The sequence below is a fragment of the Kordia sp. E genome (assembly GCF_056033805.1).
Genome location: NZ_JBRASR010000003.1, coordinates 715,782 through 734,405, shown reverse-complemented (window position 1 = coordinate 734,405; position 18,624 = coordinate 715,782). Strand labels below are relative to the sequence as shown.

Genomic DNA, 18,624 nt, shown 5'->3' with positions numbered 1-18,624 from the left:
GGTATATATTTAAATATTAAAAAAAGTAATATGAAATACCGAATTATAGCAGAAGAATTTGTTTTCAAAGATTTTTTCAAGATTAAGAAAGCCAAAATACTTCATGATACATTTAATGGAAAAGAGATTACGGTTAATCGATTGTCATTTGAGCGAAATAATTCCGTTGCTATTCTTATCTATGAAAAAGATACAGATACTTTTTTGTTCACAAATCAATTCAGATATCCAACAACAGAAAGTACTAATGGCTGGTTACTTGAGATTCCTGCGGGTTCTATGAAACCTGTGGATGATCCTGAGTATAGAGTTCGACAAGAAGTAAAAGAAGAAATTGGTTATGAAATGGATACTATTGAATTGATTTGTTCGTCATTTGTATCGCCTGGCGGTTGCTCAGAAAAAACGTTTTTATACTTTGCTGAAGTCAATTCTACACATAAAACTTCAAAAGGTGGTGGATTGGAAAGTGAACAAGAAGATATACAATTGGTCAAATTACCAAAAACTGAAGTCATTAAAATGTATCACAATAAAGAGTTTCAAGATGCAAAAACTATTATGGCAATTCAGTGGTATTTGTTGAATAAAAATGATTCCTCATTAACTAACAAGTAATAATAGTAGATAGAAACTCGTTTCATATAGGTAACACCAACCTATTATGTTTTCATCTATTTATACCAAAACTAAACTATTACTATGTTTTAGTTTGATTTTTCTTAGCTTTTCCTCTTGTCAAAAAAATGATAGTGACGAACTAAAAACATTCAATTCCTTTTTGGAAACAGACTACGCTTTCAACACTATTGTTTTAAATAAACTCCAAGCTGATTATTTTAAAGCAAGAAGTGAAAGGCCTAGAATGAATTCGGAACAGCTCAATACTATTGATCTTCATTATGAGCAACTTATCTCAAAAATTGATCATGCTACCACTTCAAAAGAAGCAACTATTGAATCACTTGTACAAGAATATAATCAACTTCTTACTTCTCTTAAAAACATGCTCGCACCATTTTATAAAAAACAACTAGATCAATATATACTTACTGTAAACGGTATGAAATTTAGCAATGAATATCGCTTAAAGATGATGAAAAATAGTCTCACACGTTCAATGATTTATGGATATCAATCCTTTAATGGTAATTTAATAATTGGTGGTGGTTTTTGGAAAGTTCGTGTGAAAACAATGTTAGATCAACATGAAAATCAGGTAAAAATTACTTTAACATCAAATTTTATTCAAACCATGAAAGAAAAGAAGGATATTAAAGTTGATCAAGTAATTTTTAATGGTGTTGATCAAAAAATAAAATACAACATTACTGAAAATCATGATTTTACAGATATTATCCTAGATTCTTTGAAACCTGGAACGTATAAAATTGAAGGAAGTGTTCTGTTTTTTGATAGAAGTGGAAAAAAAGACATTCCGTTTCGTGAGACATTTGAAGTAAATTAATCTAATAAAAGTAAAATTATGCATTCTATATATAAATTGATTCTGCCAACAATCATACTATTTCTGAGTTTGTCATCGTGTCAAAAAAACAATTCTGAAGAGATAAAAACATTGAATTCATTTTTATATGAAAATTTTACTATAAATGCTCAAGTTTTAAAATATCAACAAGAAGAGTATCGTACAAAGGTTTCAGAAAAACCACGAACACGTATTAAAAAGCTTGATACAATTAATGAAACTTATACTAAACTCATTTCAAACATAAGCAATGCTATTGTAGCTGAAAATTCTGAAATTGATTCCTTAAAGACAGAATACAATCAATTGTTAGATGAAATTGGACAGTTTGTAAAATCCGATGAAAATTATACTATCGATCGTTTTTTGACGAATAATAAAGACCTTCAACTTGATTCAAAATATCATTTAAATGTACTACGAAATAACCTTGTGATTGCTATGAGTTATGTATATGATTATTCAAACAAATCGCTAAACATTCAAAATAGTATTAAATCATTAAAACACATTGATACAAGAGTTGATCATTATAATAAACGTACCATTGTAACACTGTCTTCCGCAATTGCACAAACTTCTAATAAAAATAGACATATAGTTATAGATCGGATTACGCTGAATGACTCAGAAACCAAACTAGACTATACAGTGCTGGTAAATGCTGCTTTTGCAGATATTACATTCGATTCTTTACAACCTGGGATATATAAAGTACAAGGGAAACTTCAGTTCCCTGAAGAAGAAAAAGTTATAGACCTTCCATTTTCTCGAAAGTTTGAAGTTAAATAATATACACTTCTCTCCTATTCTAAATCTTAATTTTATGCTAATTATTTGCAAATAATTGATATATCAACTATTATTGTATCAAATATTAAAATATGAATCTAAAATCTCCTTCAGAAACTATTTTTTACACTATAGAATCTACGATTAAAGAATATCGAAAGTCTTCACAGAAACAACTTTCAAGCGAAGTGAGTGATATGACTATCGACCAAGGTATGATTTTAGTTTTTTTAGATAAGTATCCAGATAAAACGCAAAAAGAAATTGCAGCAATGGCTTTTAAAGACAACGCTTCTATGACTCGAATGTTGGATTTGATGGAAAAGAAAAATTATCTAAAACGATCTATTAACGAGGAAAATAGAAGAAGATATAAAATTGAAATTACCACAAAAGGCAAACAAGTTTTAAAAACCTTAGCTCCTACTATTGTAACCAATCGAGAAAATGCGCTCGATGGAATTTCAGAAGCAGAAATTATACAATTAGAAGCAACTTTAAAGAAAATCAAATCAAATTGTACATCATAAAAATGTCATTCATCAGGCGTCATTCATCAATCATTAAATCAAAAAAATGAAACACATCAAATTTAAAACTATCATTGTATACTGTTTGCTCTTATGCGCTACAAGTATGTTAAAAGCTCAAAATGAAGCTGTCAATTTAACGCAAACACAAATTACTAAAGTCATTGATTCCGTTGAAAGTATTTTGACTTCAAATTATGTATTTCCAGAAGTCGCGAATAAAATGACTTCACTGATTAAAAATAATCTTAAAAAAGGAACGTACAAATCTATTACTGATCCGCAAATATTAGCTTCTACACTTACGAAAGATTTGCAGAGTATTAGTCATGATAAGCATTTGAGAGTTATATATAATCCTGCTCAAATTGCCGCTGAAGAACGTGTTGTTACGACAGAAGATAGTTTGGCATACATAGAAAATCGTGTGAACCAAATGAAGTTTCAAAATTTTGGTTTTAAAGAAGTTAAAATTCTAGACGGTAATATTGGTTATTTAGATTTACGTGCTTTTATGAGTACAGAATATGGAAGTGAAACTGCGGTTGCTGCGATGAATTATTTGAGTAATGCAGATGTAATTATTATTGATCTTCGTAATAATGGTGGTGGATCGCCAAGTATGATTCAGTTGATTACAAGTTATTTGTATCGGCCTGAACCAATTCATTTGAATAACTTTTATAACAGACCAGCTGATTCTCGTACACAAACATGGACGTTGCCACATGTGCCTGGCAATCGAAATCCGGATGCAAAAGTATATGTATTAACAAGTAGCAGTACATTTTCTGCTGCGGAAGAGTTCTCGTATAACTTGAAAAACTTAGAACGCGCTACACTTATTGGTGAAACTACTGGCGGCGGTGCGCATCCTGGAGGAACAATCAATGCTGCCGAAGGATTTATGGTTTGGACACCAACGGGAAGAGCCATTAACCCGATTACAAACACCAATTGGGAAGGAACTGGCGTTGTGCCACATATCAAAGTAGAAGCTGACAAGGCTTTGGCTGTTGCCGAAATGAAAGCATTAGAATATTTAGTCAATAAAACTAAGAATCCACAATTAAAATCAAGATACAATTGGGCATTGAGTAGTAAAAAAGCAATCAGTAATCCTATAACAGTACAACAGTCTGTCTTAAAATCGTATGTAGGAACTTATGAAGTTCGAAAAATTTCAATGGAAAACGGAACATTATACTACCAACGTGAAAACCGCGGAAAACACAAATTAGTTCCACTGAATGACAACGAATTTATGGTTGGTGATATTTCGTATTTCAGAGTTCGATTTATAAAAGAAAATAATAAAATCGTTGCCCTTCAGGGAATGTATGATAATGGACGAACTGATAAAAACCTTAAAACCAACTAAACCTAACTAACCTAATTTTTTTTTCATGTCCTAATTTTGAAAAGGAACCTTGTTATGAGGTTCCTTTTTATACTGTTGAGTTTTATCAATTATGAAAATACTTGTTGCGCACACCTAACCTTTATCATATTTTTCAAAAAATATAATAAGTCATTTAATTAAAATTTCCTGTTACACATACATTAGCCTCAATTAAACACAAATCAATAATGAATAGAATACTACTAATACTTGGCTTATCTTTTATATTTCAACAATTTGCAATTGGTCAAACCAATAAGAATATTGAATATTTACAAAAAGTTGGCGCTTTAGATAGCATATATTCCAAAACCTTAAATGAATACAGAAAAATATATATACAACTTCCTTCCAGCTATAACCCAACTGAAAATAAAAAATATCCAATAGCATACATTTTGGATGGAGAAGTATTTCTTCCAACAGTTAATAACGTGCTAAACTATTATAGTGTAGCTTTTATGCCTGAAATGATTCTTGTTGGTATTTCCAATGATAAGAATAGAATGCGTGACTTGACGACTTCAAAAGTAACAGAAATGTATGGAATGCCTTTTACACAAGAAAATGGTGAAGCTGCCAATTTTAGTAAGTTTATAGAAACTGAACTGATTCCTTTTATTGAAAATAAATACCCGGTAACCAGTTTTAGAACGCTAATTGGTCATTCGTATGGAGGAATATTTACATTATATACGTTAATCAATCATCCACAATTATTTTCTAATTATGTAGCTATTGATCCAAGCCTTGATTGGGATAACCAAAATATATTAGCGCAAGCACAAGACAAACTCCCAAATAACAATTATAAAGGAAAGTCTTTGTTTATATCTTTAAGTGGACAACTACATATGCAAAACCCATTGGTTACTTTGAAAAATGTGATGCAAGACACATCAGAGTTTACCTTATTCGCTAGATCTAACATTGCTTTTTCAAATTTCATAAAGCAGAACAAAAATAATGAACTAGCATATAAATGGAAATTTTATCCAAAAGACATACATGGTACGATTCCATTTCCTTCCATCATGGACGGTTTAATTTTCAATTTTGAATGGTATCAAATGGAAAAAACCGATAAATTTAATTTGCCAACAACTCCAAAAGAAGAGTTATATAGCATTATAAACTATCGCAAAAATAAGCTTAAAAACTATTTTAGCTATACTGTTCCACCATATCCTGAAGATTTACTTAATGTGCTAGGTTATATGAGTTTAGATAGGAAACAATTAGAAAAATCCAAAATGTTTTTTGAGTTTGCAATCGAATTTTATCCAAATAGCGCAAACGTATATGATTCTATGGCAGATTATTACGAGAGAAATGAAGATTATAAAAATGCTTTAAAATTTATAAGGAAAGCTTATAATATAAGTAATGTAGATTATTACAAACAGCGAATAAAACAGCTTAAAGAAAAGATAAACAAAGGCTAACATTAAAAGAACGTTACTCAATCCGATAGCATCACAATTTAAAAAAAGGAATCTCGTCATGAGGTTCCTTTTTTAAGTTAACAGAATTTACATTTATTAAAAAATAATACATTTTATTAAAATGTATTCAAATAAAATGTATATTTGTCATATGTATAGCAAAGAACTCACAAAAGGCACCTTGCAACCTATCATTTTAAAGTTGTTAAGTCAGCATGAAAAAATGTATGGTTATGAAATCACTCAAAAAGTAAAAGAACTCACCAAAGGAAAAATTGATATTTCTGAAGGCGCGCTTTATCCTATTCTACATAAGTTAGAAAAGAGCAATGTATTAGAAACGGAAAAAGTGTATATCGGTAAACGTGTTCGGAAATATTATTCGGTAACCAAATCTGGCAAACAAGTTATAGCGGATCAAACCAATCAAATCAATGATTTTATAAAAACACTGTCGTTAATTTTTAATCCTAATCCTGCTTCAAAATGGTACTAACAGACGAAAATATCGATTATATTGCTAATAATTTGGAGTTATATGGTTTAAAAAACGAAGAATTGAAAGAAGACATTTTAGATCATATCTGCACCTATATAGAAAACTCAGAAGCAACTCATTTTGATGAAGCATATAAAGCTGCCATTCAACAATTTGGTGGATATTTAAACATCCATCACATACAAACAGAAACGAATGTGCAATTATATTTAAAATCAGCTAAAAATCGTACTAAACTCTTGTTTATAGTTGGTTTCTTAAGCGCAGTACTAATTGCTTCAGGAAGTTTATTTAAAATTCTGCATTGGCCTTTTGCAGGTCAAATATTATTCTCTGGATTTGTCCTTTTAATTCTGATGACGCTTCCACTCTACTTTTACACTAAGTACAAAGAAAAATTACTAAAATATCAATCATAATACGAACATTAAAAATCAATCAAAAATGGAAAAATCAGTTTATGTTTTAGGCTTTTTTGCCTTATTTATTCTTAGCACAGCAGCTCTATTTAAAATTATGCATTGGCCATATGCTGGCATCTTAATCTTTATCGGTTTTATGCTACTCAACTTTGGCTTTTTACCAACTTTATTTTACAAGTTATACAACACCGAAAAAAGTAAGGTAACTGCATAGTTATAGCAATAATTTTATAAAGTTTGAAAAAGGAATCTTGTAATGAGATTCCTTTTTTTGTTTTGTGAGTTTTATGGATTATGGAAAACCGTAAGGAAAAATGTGGTGCTTATTTTAGTTTTATAAAACTAAAAGGAGACTTAGTTGTAAGTTTCTTTAATATACAATTATGAAATGAACTTATGGAAGTATTTTTAAATAGAGACAATTCTGAATATCGAGCCTTCATTTGTAATAAGTTGAAATATGAAAACTTAATTGATACCGCTATTCCGATTAAGGGAAATAAACATTTTGACAAAGTCATACGAATTGACTTTTTTGGGCTTTCTGGGGCATCACTTTTAAATTTTAATGATGATAGAAAAGGTTTAATTTCTGAAAAATTTGAAGAAATTTTTAAAAATTTAGAAAAGTTTACTTTTGATAGAGTTTTGGTCAAAGTAAGATTCCTTTTTAGTTATGTTTATTCTGACTTTGCTTTTAGCTTAATCGAAGCAGAAAAATCTCAAAATCGAGCAACTGTCAATCAACAAAGTCATTGGTTGAATTTTAATTCAGAAACTGATATTACAGAAGAAGAATTCTACAGTTCTCAAATCTTCAAGAATCAAAATACTGCTTTAAAACATTTACAAAGATTAAAAGAGACTTATAACTCTGAAGAAACAAGCGCACATAAAATAAATATTCGCTTTAGCCCAATTCCAATAAATTATTGTGGTGTATTAATTAATGATTTTACAGCTTTTGATTGTTATTCCTATTCAAAATTAAATAAGTATAGTAGTAAACTGATGTTTGCTTCACCTGTTCTAACATTAACAAAAAATACTTTAAATAAAAGAAAGTTTCAAGAAGTCGAAGACCATTTTAGGTATTTATGGAACCACGAACTAACGTTATTTAGTGAAGATGCCACATTTTTTGATATAAACAAACAACATTCCTTGAGTAAAATTAAAAAACCAAATGAAATAAAATTTGAATATAAATCAAATAAAATAATGGAGTTAGAGTTACTACGAGATTCTAATACCGATAACGTTGAGTCTAGAATGAACTCTTGGTTATTTACTGCAAAAAATAGACTAGTACATAATACTCGAATAATTCAACAACATCCCGTAAAGGAATCTATTTTCATTGCTTGTTGTTGGAAAAAACAGGACGATAATTCATATAAACCAAATTTTATAGCAAAAAGTGTTAATGATTTTATTCAAAAATCATTTGGCTTAAAATCAAAAAGTAAAGTAATTAATACATTATTAGTTGAACCAAACCCAGGAAGCGAGCTTTCTGTTAAAATATATTCTGCATTAAAACAAGCTACTTTATCTATAATAATTTTGACAGATGATATAGTTGCTATCGATGATTCAATTTATCCAACTCAAAATGTTATCCACGAATTAGGGTTTATGATGCATAAATTAAGAGCAAGAATTACAGGTAGAATTTTAATCCTAAAACAAAAAGATGTAAAAATACCCTCTAATGTTGGAAACTATGAATATGTAGAATTTCAGAAAGAAAAATTATTGCTTAAATATTTTGATATTATAGAATGGTTATATGAGAAATGTGCAACTGTAACGCATAAAATGATTAGGCAAACTTTTACCAAATATCAAGAAGAGTTAAATGAACAATTAAAATATAAAAAAATTAACCTCACAGAATATCACGAAATTAATCGAAAAATCACTCTACACAACAACGCATATAAAACATAGTTCACAAATACATAAATCTAAGGCCAAATCTCCCACTCTAGCGCAAGTTTATAACTTGTGCCAACAATCTAACTAAAAAATTAGTAATTTGTGGTAAAATCTCTATTTTCAAACTCTATAACGGCACGAGTTAAAAACTCGCGCTAGCCATTTATCAAAAAAATCATGAGTCGCTCCAAACAAAAAAGTAAAATTCACGGAAATACAATGGCAAAATCTGAAAAAGAAAATAAACAAAATGCTAATAGAAAATTACGCAGAGTTGTAAAACAAAAGGTGAAATTAGAAGAAACAGAATTACCCAATATTCGAGAAGTTTCAAATGTTTGGTGTTTTAATAAAGATGGCAAACGATATAATCCTGACATGACTGAAAAAGATTTGAGAAAATAAATACTTTAAATCTCCTTTTAACACTTCTTTATAAACCACAAAACATGGTAAAATAAAATTAAACGTTTATATTTGACAAACGTTTATTTAGGAATGCAATTCAAATACCCAGAAGTACTTTACGCGCTATTATTACTACTCATTCCTATTCTTGTTCACTTATTTCAATTACGCAGATTTGAAAAGACCGCATTTACGAATGTAAAGTTTCTGCAAAACGTTATTCTTCAGACACGTAAGAGTTCACAATTAAAAAAATGGTTGATTCTTTGTACACGATTATTAGCACTTGCTGCCTTAGTTATTGCCTTTGCACAACCATATTTTGCGAATAGAGATATCGTAAAAACAGAAAACGAAACGGTGATCTATTTAGACAATTCGTTTAGTATGCAAACGAAAGGTGAAAAAGGTGATTTATTGAAACGTGCCGTACAAGAATTACTAAATACTGTTCCAGAAGATGAAGAAGTTTCTATTTTCACGAATACGGAAACGTATAAGAACACAACAATAAAGAGTATTCGAAATGAATTGCTGCAATTAGAGTATTCAAATAAACAAGAAGCGATTCCGGCTGTGATTCTAAAAGGTCGAAAGTTATTTACGAAACAACAGAATTCGGTTAAAAACCTAATTCTAATCTCCGATTTTCAACAACAAGAACAGTTGTCAGTTCAGAATGATAGTACATTTACCACAAATTATATTCAGCTAAAACCAGCAAACGCAAACAACATTGCGTTAGATAGTTTATACATTTCAGAACAAGACGCAAGTTCAATCACGATTGCAGTTGTGCTGAAAAATTCAGGGATTCCTGTGCAAGATGTTCCTGTTTCATTATATGATGGCGGAAGTTTGATTGCAAAATCATCTGTGAATTTAGACACACAAAACGCATCAGAAGTCACGTTTTCGATTCCTTCAAATAAAGTTATTCAAGGAAGTATAAAGATTGATGATAATTCATTACAATTTGACAATCAGTTGTTTTTCAACATTAACAAACCTGAAAAGATTAATGTATTAGCGATTAATGAAGCTGATGACGAATTTTTGAAGAAGTTGTATACAGATGACGAATTCAACCTGATTTCTGCACCTGTAACACAATTGAACTATAACGCAATCGCAACACAACAGTTAATCATTCTAAATGAACTAAAAACGATTCCGAATCCATTGTTGACAGCGTTGCGAAATTTCAAACAAAACGGTGGTTCTTTAGTGATTATTCCCGCTAAGGAAACTAACTTAACAACCTATAACACATTATTACAAGCAAATAATTTTGGGCGTTTTCAAAAGATTCCAAATGTAAGTGAAAAGAAAATCACGAATATTAACTTCTCGCATCCATTGTTTACAAATGTGTTTGAAAAGAAAGTGACGAATTTCCAATACCCGAAAGTGAATCATTATTTAGCACTAGAGAATGCAAGTGCAGCTATTTTACAATTGGAAAACAATGCGCCTTTTTTACTAGAAAAGAACCAAACATATCTATTTACGGCTGCGATTAACAATGAAAATTCTAACTTTAAGAATACACCGTTGATTGTTCCGATTTTGTATAATATTGGAAAAAACAGTCTGCAACTCACAAATCTATATTACACGCTTGGCAAGGAAAACACGTATGATATTCAAACATCGTTGTCTCAAGATGCTGTATTAACAATTGCCAAAGACACGGAAGAGTTTATTCCATTGCAACAAACCGCAAATAATAAAGTACGTTTGACAACGGATGAATTTCCGAATGTTGCAGGAATTTACAATATCAAAAATCAAAATACAGTATTACAACAAGTTAGCTACAATTTTGATCGACAGGAAAGCACATTACAATATCATAACATCGCCAATTTATATCCAAATAACACGCATACAACGGTAGCACAATTTTTTGAAGATTTAAAAAATGAACAGTCCGTAGCTTCACTTTGGAAATGGTTTGTTATTTTTGCCTTACTATTTTTATGTATTGAAATTTTGATTTTAAAATTCGTCAAATGAACCTCATCATAAAATCCGCTACTATTATTGATGTCCAGAATAAACTTCATGGGACTACAAACGATATTTTGATAGAAAACGGAGTTATTACACAAATTGCTTCAAGCATTGAAAATCCAAACAAGTACGATACTATTTCACACGAAAACTTGCACGTTTCGCAAGGTTGGTTTGACAGTAGCGTAAGTTTAGGAGAACCAGGTTTTGAAGAACGTGAAACGATTGAAAACGGATTGAAAACGGCTGCAAAAAGTGGTTTTACAGCAATTGCGGTAAACCCGAATGCAAATCCGATTGCTGACTCGAAAGCAGATATTTCATTTTTGAAAAGTAACGCACACGGAAATGCAGTTAACCTCTATCCTATTGGCGCATTAACAACGAAAAGCGAAAGTGTAGCGTTAGCCGAATTGTTTGATATGAAAAATGCTGGCGCAGTTGCGTTTGGCGATTATCAGAAAGCAATTGACAATCCGAATTTATTAAAAATTGCCTTATTATACGCTTCAAATTTTGATGGTTTAGTTTTATCATTTCCACAAGAAAACAAAATTGCAGGAAAAGGAATTGTCAACGAAGAATACAATAGTACACGTTTAGGATTAAAAGGAATTCCAGCTTTAGCGGAAGAATTACATATTGTTAGAGATTTATTTCTGTTGGAATATACACAAGGAAAATTGCACATTCCAACAATTTCTACAGCGAAATCTGTCGAATTGATTCGTGAAGCAAAAGCAAAAGGCTTGAATGTAAGTTGTTCGGTTGCGATTCATAATGTTGTATTGTCTGATGATGAATTGGAAGAGTTTGACACGAATTATAAAGTATTACCTCCATTACGAACACAAAAGGATTGTGGAGCTTTACTAGAAGGCTTGAAAGACGGAACGATTGATATGGTAACAAGTGATCATAATCCAATTGATGTTGAACACAAGAAGGTTGAGTTTGACAATGCCATGCATGGAACTATTGGTTTGGAAACTGCTTTTGGGGCATTACAAACCGTTTTAGATACAGAGAAAACGATTGAATTACTGACTGCTGGAAAAGATAGATTTGGAATTGAAACAGCTCAAATTGCTGAAGGACAAAAAGCAAATCTGACACTTTTCAATCCAACTGGGAATTATACATTTACAGAAAAGAATATTCATAGTACATCTAAAAACAGTGCTTTTTTAGGGAAAGAACTCAAAGGAACTGTGTACGGAATTGTTCATAATCAACAAAAAATAGATTCAATATGAATCCACAAATAATTGAAGAAGGAAGAAAAAATGCAATTATTTCCTACATCACATTAATAGGAACTGTAATAGCAATTGTTTCAAATGCAAATAAGAAAAATCCATATACAAGTTTTCACATTCGACAAGCGTTAGGGCTCAACACGATGTTTATTGCACTTGCTGTTCTTGTCAGTTATTTTGACAATTGGATGATTTCCGCTGCATTTTATGTATTCTTTGCTGTATTGTGGTTTTTTGGACTTACCAATGCTATTCAGTGTGAACACGAACCGATTCCACTCGTTGGCGAGTTGTTCCAAAAACTGTTTAAATCTTTATAATTTTACCAATATGCAAGCTAAAAAGTTATCACTTCATCATATCATCAAAGCACCAAAAACGGCTGTAGAAAAAGCACCTGTATTATTATTATTTCATGGATATGGAAGTAATGAAGAGGATTTATTTTCGTTCGCTGCCGAATTACCTGAAGAATTATTTATTGTGTCGGTTCGTGCGCCAAGAGATTTACAACCGTATGGATATTCTTGGTATGATATTCATTACACAGCTACTGAAAAAATAAGTAATGACGAACATGCAATCGAATCACGTGATGCAGTTGCTACTTTTATTGATGAAGTTGTGGAGAATTACCCTGTAGATGCATCTAATGTGACACTTTTAGGATTCAGTCAAGGAACAATTTTAAGCTATTCAGTAGCATTTACCTATCCTGAAAAAGTAAAAAATGTGATTGCATTAAGTGGTTATTTAAACCATAAAATATTCGACTTCAATAGTACTGAAAAAGAGTATAGTAATTTAGATTTTTATTGTTCTCACGGAAGTGTAGATCAAGTGATTCCTGTGGAAGCTGCTCGAGAAATTGAACCGTTTATGCAAAAACATAATTTGAAACATGTCTATGAAGAGTTTCCTGTAGGACATGGTGTTGCTCCACAAAACTTCTATTCATTTAAAGCTTGGTTGGAGAAGCGAATTTAGTATGTTTTATAAAAAAGACATTGAAGTTGACATTGAAGCATCTAAAAAATCAAACAAATTAGTTCTTATTCGAAATTATTCTTTTTCGCTTCTATTTGAAATTTTATTGGACGGTATAACTGCCATAACGCTATTTTGTTTCTTTCCCTTTATAAGCATCCTTGTACTTATTAATAACTTAGACGATCAATTTTATTTTATACTCTCTTTAGTATTCTTACTCATTACAGTTCCATTTGGTTGTATATCAATATATTCAATGATTGCTCCTGAAAGACTCCGAAGAATTCGAGGAATATCTATGAAAAAAAACAAACGTGTTTTTAAAGAAATGATAGAAAAATCTGATTGGTACGTTAACAGAAATAGTAAGGAAATGGTTCAGTTTAAAAAAGATTGGAAATGGACATCTATGAATTACGGCCAAGAACTTGTCGTTATCTATGATGATAAAGATGTTTTAATCAATTGTATTTCGTTAGGAAGAGATGGAATAAAATCACCTGTACATTGGTTTAGTAATCGAAAAGTGGAAAAAAAGCTTCAACAACAATTTGTAGAACATATACAATTGACACATCCTAACTCTTGAAGTATTCATTAAAATAAAACAGAAAAAATCTATTCTTTCAAGATGTATCTTGAATCAAGAAGATTATTATTCATAAAAACTCCAGACACACATCATTATTTGAAAATCAAGTATTTACACGCATATAAGGCTTGAGATTTTGTGGTAAATTTAGTACTTAATAGTATTAAATCTACAAATAATGAAAAAAGCAAAAACGAAAAAAGAAGATGTTAAGTTTGTACAAACGAAAGAAACAGAACTCTTACTAAAAAGATATCGAGAAGATTCAAAAGCGCTATTTAGCGAATTAAATGCACCTGTATTGGCAAATGCAAGAGATATTGAATACAGAGCTTTTAAACGTCCATACCAAGGTGGCAATACAAATGTATTAATTATCCTGGCAAACGGATGGTATTATCCAACGCCAGAAGTGAAACTCTATTTTGAGTCTACTGAAAGTGGAGAATTTAAACTAATGCAAAATAATTCTTCTGCTGGTTTTTTCTTAGTAACTTATCATAGTGCACAATGGACTTCTGGAGCCGGTTTAGTAAATTTAGGAAGTACTATTACCGTAGAAGATGCTTATGGAAAGCATACTGTAAAAGTAGAATCTTTGTAATTTTTTTTAAAATGCATTATAAAAACCAAAAGCGCCAAATAATCATTTAGCGCTTTTGGTTTTTATTAATATCATTAGTACTTATCCGTTATATTTATTGTACAATACTTCAGCAATAATTTCAAAAGTTAAGTTTTTGTCTTTGTCAATTTCGTAACGAAGGATAATTTCTCCCCAATAACCACCATCGGAAAAACTACATAAAATCCACTTATGATTAATTACTTTTACTTTATCAATCACAAAAACACCATCCATTCCAGCAAATGGAACTAATGGATTGTCTTTACTAGCAGAGTTTTTATCATAAATAACATCTGCAATATATTGTGATAATTCACCTTGAAATTTATATTCATCAAAATATTGTAATGCTTCACCATTATTAGTTAAAGAGAAATAACTCAAATCTAAATTTTGATTTACTAACAGATTAATAGAATCATTTTTACTAGTGATTCCTTCTTTCAAACCGTCACGTTCTGTTCTCAATTTTTCGATTTTTGAGTTCATCTCCTCATACATTTTATTCGTATTAACATACTGAAATAAAGCGAGTAAAATCACGAAAATAAGTGCGTAGCCAAGAATTCTCTTTGTCATGTTGTTGTTATTTTTTAAATCGTTATTTATATAACGTTAATTGTAAGTGTATCGTACGCCAAAAATACGTTTTCTGGCAATGTTTTGGAAACTTCTGCATGAAAACCTAACAAATGACTTATATGTGTTAAGTATGCTTTTTCTGGTTGAATGTCTTCAATAAAATCTAACGCTTCTTGTAATGAAAAATGTGATATATGTTCTTGTATTCGCAACGCATTGATTACCAAAACTTTTAAACCTTTTAGTTTTGCTCTTTCGGCTGGCTCTATTGTTTTTACATCTGTCAAGTATGCAAAATCATTAAAACGATATCCAAAAACTTGTAATTTGTAATGAAATACATTTATAGGAGTTATGGTTACACCTTTTAATATAAATGGTTCATGATTTACAACTTCATGCTGAATGACGCCTGGCGCACCTGGATATTTATTTTCTGTTGCAAAAATATAATCAAAACGTCTTTCTAATTCTCCAAACACACGTTTGTGCGCATACGTATCAATATCTCCTTGGCGGAAATAAAAAGGTCTAATATCATCTAAACCTGCTGTATGATCTGCATGTTCATGTGTAAATAGAATTCCATCAATATGACGACAATTGGCTCGTAGCATTTGCTGACGAAAATCTGGTCCGCAATCAATCACATATGTAGCATTTTCCCAAGAAATTAACACCGAAACACGCAGACGTTTATCACGTAAATCATCACTCAAACATACAGGATGATCACTTCCGATAATAGGAATGCCTTGCGAAGTTCCTGTTCCGAGAAAAGTAACTGTCATCATAATTTTGGTAATTTGTTAAAAATCAGGTGTGTTTTTAGATGGATGTGTTCAATTCATCGATCATTCTTCAAATTTAACTTATTATTTAACAAAAAACCCGAAATAATGTATTCAAAAAAATAAGGAATGCTTATTTTTGTAATCAACAAATTCAAACTACGCATGGCTATTGTCTATAAAGGTGACACGAACATAGAGAACGTACCTTCCCTAAAAGCGAAAGCACTACGAATCAACTTAAACAGTCAGATCTACGGTACATTTGCCGAAATTGGTGCTGGACAAGAAACTGTTCGTCACTTCTTTAGATCTGGTGGAGCGTCTGGTACAATTGCAAAAGCAATGAGTGCGTATGATAAGGATTTTAGTGATGCAATTTATGGTGTTGAACAAGATCGTCGTTATGTAACAGAAGCCCGCTTAAAGAAGATGTTATCGCATGAAATGAAATTGTTGAATGATCGTATTCCTCGTGATAAACATCCTGATAAAATGTTTTTCTGTTTTGCAAATACAGTAGCTACTATTGATTTTGCAAAAAAATACAAAGGTCATGGTTGGATGGGAATCAAATATCAAACTGATCCAACACAAGAATACAACGAGATTATCTTACACGTTCGTTTTCAAGAAAATGACGCAAAATTGCAACAAGAAACACTAGGGATTATGGGTGTAAACCTTATTCATGGTGCTTTTTATAAATATAACAATCCAAAACATTTATTAAAATATCTATACGATCATATTGATAAAGATAAAATTGAGATTGATACTATTAACTTCTCAGGACCACAATTTAAAGACGTTGATAACCGCTTAATGAGTTTACAACTCTTGAAAAATGGAATGACGCAAGCCGTTATTTTCGGACCTGATGGAAATAATATTCTTCCTGCACGATTACTTTATAAGAAGAACATTTTGGCACTTCGTGGAAGTTTTAGACCTGTGACTAAAGTGAACATGGATATGTTCCAGAAGTCATATGATATTTTTATTCGTGAAAATAAAGTAGAAGAAGAAAAGACAGTAGTATTGTTTGAAATTACACTTTCAAATTTACGTGCGGAAGGAGAAATTGACGAACAAGATTTTATGGACAGAGCACAATTACTCGGTTCACTTGGTCAAACAGTAATGATATCAAACTTTAAAGAATACTATAGATTGGTAGAATACTTCTCTAACTATACAAAAGAACGCATGGCATTAACTATGGGAGTAAATAACCTAGTTGATATCTTTGATGAAAAGTATTATCGTCACGTAAGTGGAGGAATCTTAGAAGCATTCGGAAAACTGTTCTACAGAGATTTAAAAGTTTACTTATATCCAATGAAACGTAAGGAAACTGGTGAATTAGTCAACAGTAATAATATAAAAGTACATCCACGTATGAAAGAATTGTACAAGTTCTTTAAGTACAATGGAAAAATGGTTGATATTTTTGATTTTGACAATGACATTCTACAAATTTTCTCTAGAACAGTATTAAGAATGATTGCTAGTAATGAAGAAGGTTGGGAAAGTATGTTGCCCGATGGAGTCGCTGAAATCATAAAAGAGAAAAAACTATTCGGCTATTTGCAACAAAATAAAAATGAATTGATCGAAAATAAATAATACAATAAAAAGCTCCTTAATAGGAGCTTTTTTTTATACCTAAAAATTTCAACGACTACTACATGACAATTTCTGATTTCACAGCAAATAGTACTCTTTCCAATTGGTATGTTGTAAATGATGGCGTCATGGGCGGACTATCACAAGGAAATTTTATGTTGAATGATGCTGGAAATGGAGTTTTCAAAGGAACGGTTTCACTTGAAAACAATGGCGGCTTCTCTTCTATCCGTTATGAAATTGGAGATACAGATATTACAGGAAAAAGAGTTTTTTCAATTCGTTTAAAAGGTGATGGAAAAGCGTATAAATTTAGAATAAAGCAACATGTAGAAGATATGCATACGTTTATTACAACTTTTAAAACTTCTGGTGATTGGGAAACTATTGAAATTCCACTAAACAGTTTACATGCAAGTTATCGCGGACGCAAATTAGACATTGGACACTTTACTGCAAATAAATTTGAAGAACTTGGTTTCTTAATTGCGAATAAACAGCAAGAATCCTTTCAATTGGAATTGGAGTATATCCGGTTGAAATAAAGAATTAAAAAAACAGACGTTACATATTTGTAAGGTCTGTTTTTTATATTTTATTATAAAATCTTGTCATTCCGCACTTGATGCGGAATCTACTTTTAAACAATATAGATTCCTGTCTTCACAGGAATGACAACTGAGTTAAATTTTGAGAAGGTTAACATCTCAAGACACTACTCCACCAAAGCTAAAATCTGTGCAGCGTGATCTTTCGTTTTTACTTTATCAATTACATGATCTACAACGCCTTCTCCGTTAACTAAAAAGGTTTTACGGTGAATTCCATCATAAATTCTTCCCATAAATTTCTTTTCTCCCCAAACGCCAAATGCTTCAATCACTTCTTTGTTTTCATCTGCTAATAATGGAAATGGAAATTCGTATTTATTCTTAAAATTAGTTTGTCTTTTTTCAGAATCGGCACTTACACCTAATAATTCAAATCCTTTACTTTGCAATTCGGCATAATTGTCTCTCAAATTACACGCTTCTACTGTACAACCTGGCGTACTTGCCTTTGGGTAAAAGAAAACTATCAAGTTTTTTCCAGTAAAATCTGATAAAGAAACTGCATTTCCATCTTGATCATTTACAGTAAAATCGGGTACTTTATCACCTATTTTTAAAGTATTCATAGCGTATCGGTATTTATTATTTATTTTTGCTT

At 31.0% G+C, this 18,624-nt stretch carries 22 protein-coding genes; 19 read left to right on the top strand and 3 right to left on the bottom strand.

What is annotated here, in order from left to right; genetic code table 11:
* The first annotated feature begins 30 nt into the window (after positions 1-30).
* From ACUUYC_RS16470 to ACUUYC_RS16390, 17 genes are all read left to right on the top strand, one after another.
* Positions 31-618 carry an NUDIX domain-containing protein gene (locus tag ACUUYC_RS16470; RefSeq protein ID WP_474267673.1) on the top strand — a complete coding sequence of 196 codons (588 nt, stop codon included), beginning with the start codon at positions 31-33 and terminating at the stop codon, positions 616-618.
* 163 nt (positions 619-781) lie between these two features.
* Positions 782-1,468, top strand: coding sequence for a hypothetical protein (locus tag ACUUYC_RS16465; RefSeq protein WP_474267671.1), 687 nt, complete (start codon positions 782-784; stop codon positions 1,466-1,468).
* Between the two features lie 18 nt (positions 1,469-1,486).
* Entirely contained in the window at positions 1,487-2,281 is a 795-nt protein-coding gene (locus ACUUYC_RS16460; RefSeq protein ID WP_474267669.1) for a hypothetical protein, read from the top strand.
* 92 nt (positions 2,282-2,373) lie between these two features.
* Complete coding sequence (locus ACUUYC_RS16455; protein ID WP_474267667.1) at positions 2,374-2,811, top strand: MarR family winged helix-turn-helix transcriptional regulator; 438 nt, start codon at positions 2,374-2,376, stop codon at positions 2,809-2,811.
* Positions 2,812-2,857: 46 nt separating this feature from the next.
* On the top strand, positions 2,858-4,192 hold the full coding sequence (locus tag ACUUYC_RS16450) for a S41 family peptidase (RefSeq protein WP_474267664.1): 1,335 nt from the start codon (positions 2,858-2,860) through the stop codon (positions 4,190-4,192).
* A 209-nt stretch (positions 4,193-4,401) separates the two neighbouring features.
* Positions 4,402-5,658, top strand: a complete 1,257-nt coding sequence (locus ACUUYC_RS16445) for an alpha/beta hydrolase-fold protein (RefSeq protein WP_474267661.1) — start codon at positions 4,402-4,404, stop codon at positions 5,656-5,658.
* A gap of 151 nt (positions 5,659-5,809) precedes the next feature.
* A complete protein-coding gene (locus ACUUYC_RS16440) occupies positions 5,810-6,154 on the top strand; it encodes a PadR family transcriptional regulator (RefSeq protein ID WP_474267659.1) in 345 nt (114 codons plus the stop codon).
* Positions 6,145-6,576, top strand: coding sequence for a hypothetical protein (locus tag ACUUYC_RS16435; RefSeq protein ID WP_474267656.1), 432 nt, complete (start codon positions 6,145-6,147; stop codon positions 6,574-6,576). Before ACUUYC_RS16440 ends, ACUUYC_RS16435 begins: the two co-directional genes overlap by 10 nt.
* A 25-nt stretch (positions 6,577-6,601) precedes the next feature.
* Positions 6,602-6,793, top strand: coding sequence for a GldL-related protein (locus tag ACUUYC_RS16430; RefSeq protein WP_474267654.1), 192 nt, complete (start codon positions 6,602-6,604; stop codon positions 6,791-6,793).
* Between the two features lie 182 nt (positions 6,794-6,975).
* On the top strand, positions 6,976-8,532 hold the full coding sequence (locus ACUUYC_RS16425; protein WP_474267652.1) for a TIR domain-containing protein: 1,557 nt from the start codon (positions 6,976-6,978) through the stop codon (positions 8,530-8,532).
* Positions 8,533-8,697: 165 nt separating this feature from the next.
* Positions 8,698-8,925, top strand: coding sequence for a hypothetical protein (locus ACUUYC_RS16420; protein ID WP_474267650.1), 228 nt, complete (start codon positions 8,698-8,700; stop codon positions 8,923-8,925).
* A 93-nt stretch (positions 8,926-9,018) separates the two neighbouring features.
* Complete coding sequence (locus ACUUYC_RS16415) at positions 9,019-10,947, top strand: vWA domain-containing protein (RefSeq protein WP_474267648.1); 1,929 nt, start codon at positions 9,019-9,021, stop codon at positions 10,945-10,947.
* Positions 10,944-12,200 carry a dihydroorotase gene (locus tag ACUUYC_RS16410; RefSeq protein ID WP_474267646.1) on the top strand — a complete coding sequence of 419 codons (1,257 nt, stop codon included), beginning with the start codon at positions 10,944-10,946 and terminating at the stop codon, positions 12,198-12,200. Before ACUUYC_RS16415 ends, ACUUYC_RS16410 begins: the two co-directional genes overlap by 4 nt.
* Positions 12,197-12,523, top strand: a complete 327-nt coding sequence (locus ACUUYC_RS16405; RefSeq protein ID WP_474267644.1) for a hypothetical protein — start codon at positions 12,197-12,199, stop codon at positions 12,521-12,523. The genes ACUUYC_RS16410 and ACUUYC_RS16405 overlap by 4 nt, the downstream gene beginning before the upstream one ends.
* Positions 12,524-12,533: 10 nt before the next feature.
* Positions 12,534-13,190 (top strand): alpha/beta hydrolase, encoded by a 657-nt coding sequence (locus tag ACUUYC_RS16400; protein ID WP_474267642.1) that lies wholly within the window; start codon positions 12,534-12,536, stop codon positions 13,188-13,190.
* 1 nt (position 13,191) lies between these two features.
* Positions 13,192-13,782, top strand: a complete 591-nt coding sequence (locus ACUUYC_RS16395) for a hypothetical protein (protein ID WP_474267640.1) — start codon at positions 13,192-13,194, stop codon at positions 13,780-13,782.
* A gap of 181 nt (positions 13,783-13,963) precedes the next feature.
* Positions 13,964-14,389 carry a hypothetical protein gene (locus ACUUYC_RS16390; protein WP_474267638.1) on the top strand — a complete coding sequence of 142 codons (426 nt, stop codon included), beginning with the start codon at positions 13,964-13,966 and terminating at the stop codon, positions 14,387-14,389.
* 81 nt (positions 14,390-14,470) lie between these two features.
* Here the strand turns inward: ACUUYC_RS16390 and ACUUYC_RS16385 are convergent, their stop codons facing one another.
* Together ACUUYC_RS16385 and ACUUYC_RS16380 are read right to left on the bottom strand one after the other, a co-directional pair.
* Positions 14,471-14,902, bottom strand: coding sequence for a hydrolase (locus ACUUYC_RS16385; protein ID WP_474267636.1), 432 nt, complete (start codon positions 14,900-14,902; stop codon positions 14,471-14,473).
* A 116-nt stretch (positions 14,903-15,018) separates the two neighbouring features.
* On the bottom strand, positions 15,019-15,786 hold the full coding sequence (locus tag ACUUYC_RS16380) for an MBL fold metallo-hydrolase (RefSeq protein ID WP_474268514.1): 768 nt from the start codon (positions 15,784-15,786) through the stop codon (positions 15,019-15,021).
* Positions 15,787-15,951: 165 nt separating this feature from the next.
* Here ACUUYC_RS16380 and ACUUYC_RS16375 point away from each other — a divergent pair, with 165 nt between their 5' ends.
* Both ACUUYC_RS16375 and ACUUYC_RS16370 read left to right on the top strand, forming a co-directional pair.
* A complete protein-coding gene (locus ACUUYC_RS16375; RefSeq protein WP_474268512.1) occupies positions 15,952-17,415 on the top strand; it encodes a nucleotidyl transferase family protein in 1,464 nt (487 codons plus the stop codon).
* A gap of 62 nt (positions 17,416-17,477) precedes the next feature.
* Positions 17,478-17,960 (top strand): CIA30 family protein, encoded by a 483-nt coding sequence (locus ACUUYC_RS16370; RefSeq protein WP_474267634.1) that lies wholly within the window; start codon positions 17,478-17,480, stop codon positions 17,958-17,960.
* A gap of 170 nt (positions 17,961-18,130) precedes the next feature.
* Here ACUUYC_RS16370 and bcp read toward each other — a convergent pair whose 3' ends face one another.
* Positions 18,131-18,592 carry a thioredoxin-dependent thiol peroxidase gene (bcp, locus tag ACUUYC_RS16365; protein ID WP_474267632.1) on the bottom strand — a complete coding sequence of 154 codons (462 nt, stop codon included), beginning with the start codon at positions 18,590-18,592 and terminating at the stop codon, positions 18,131-18,133.
* Positions 18,593-18,624 lie beyond the last annotated feature (32 nt).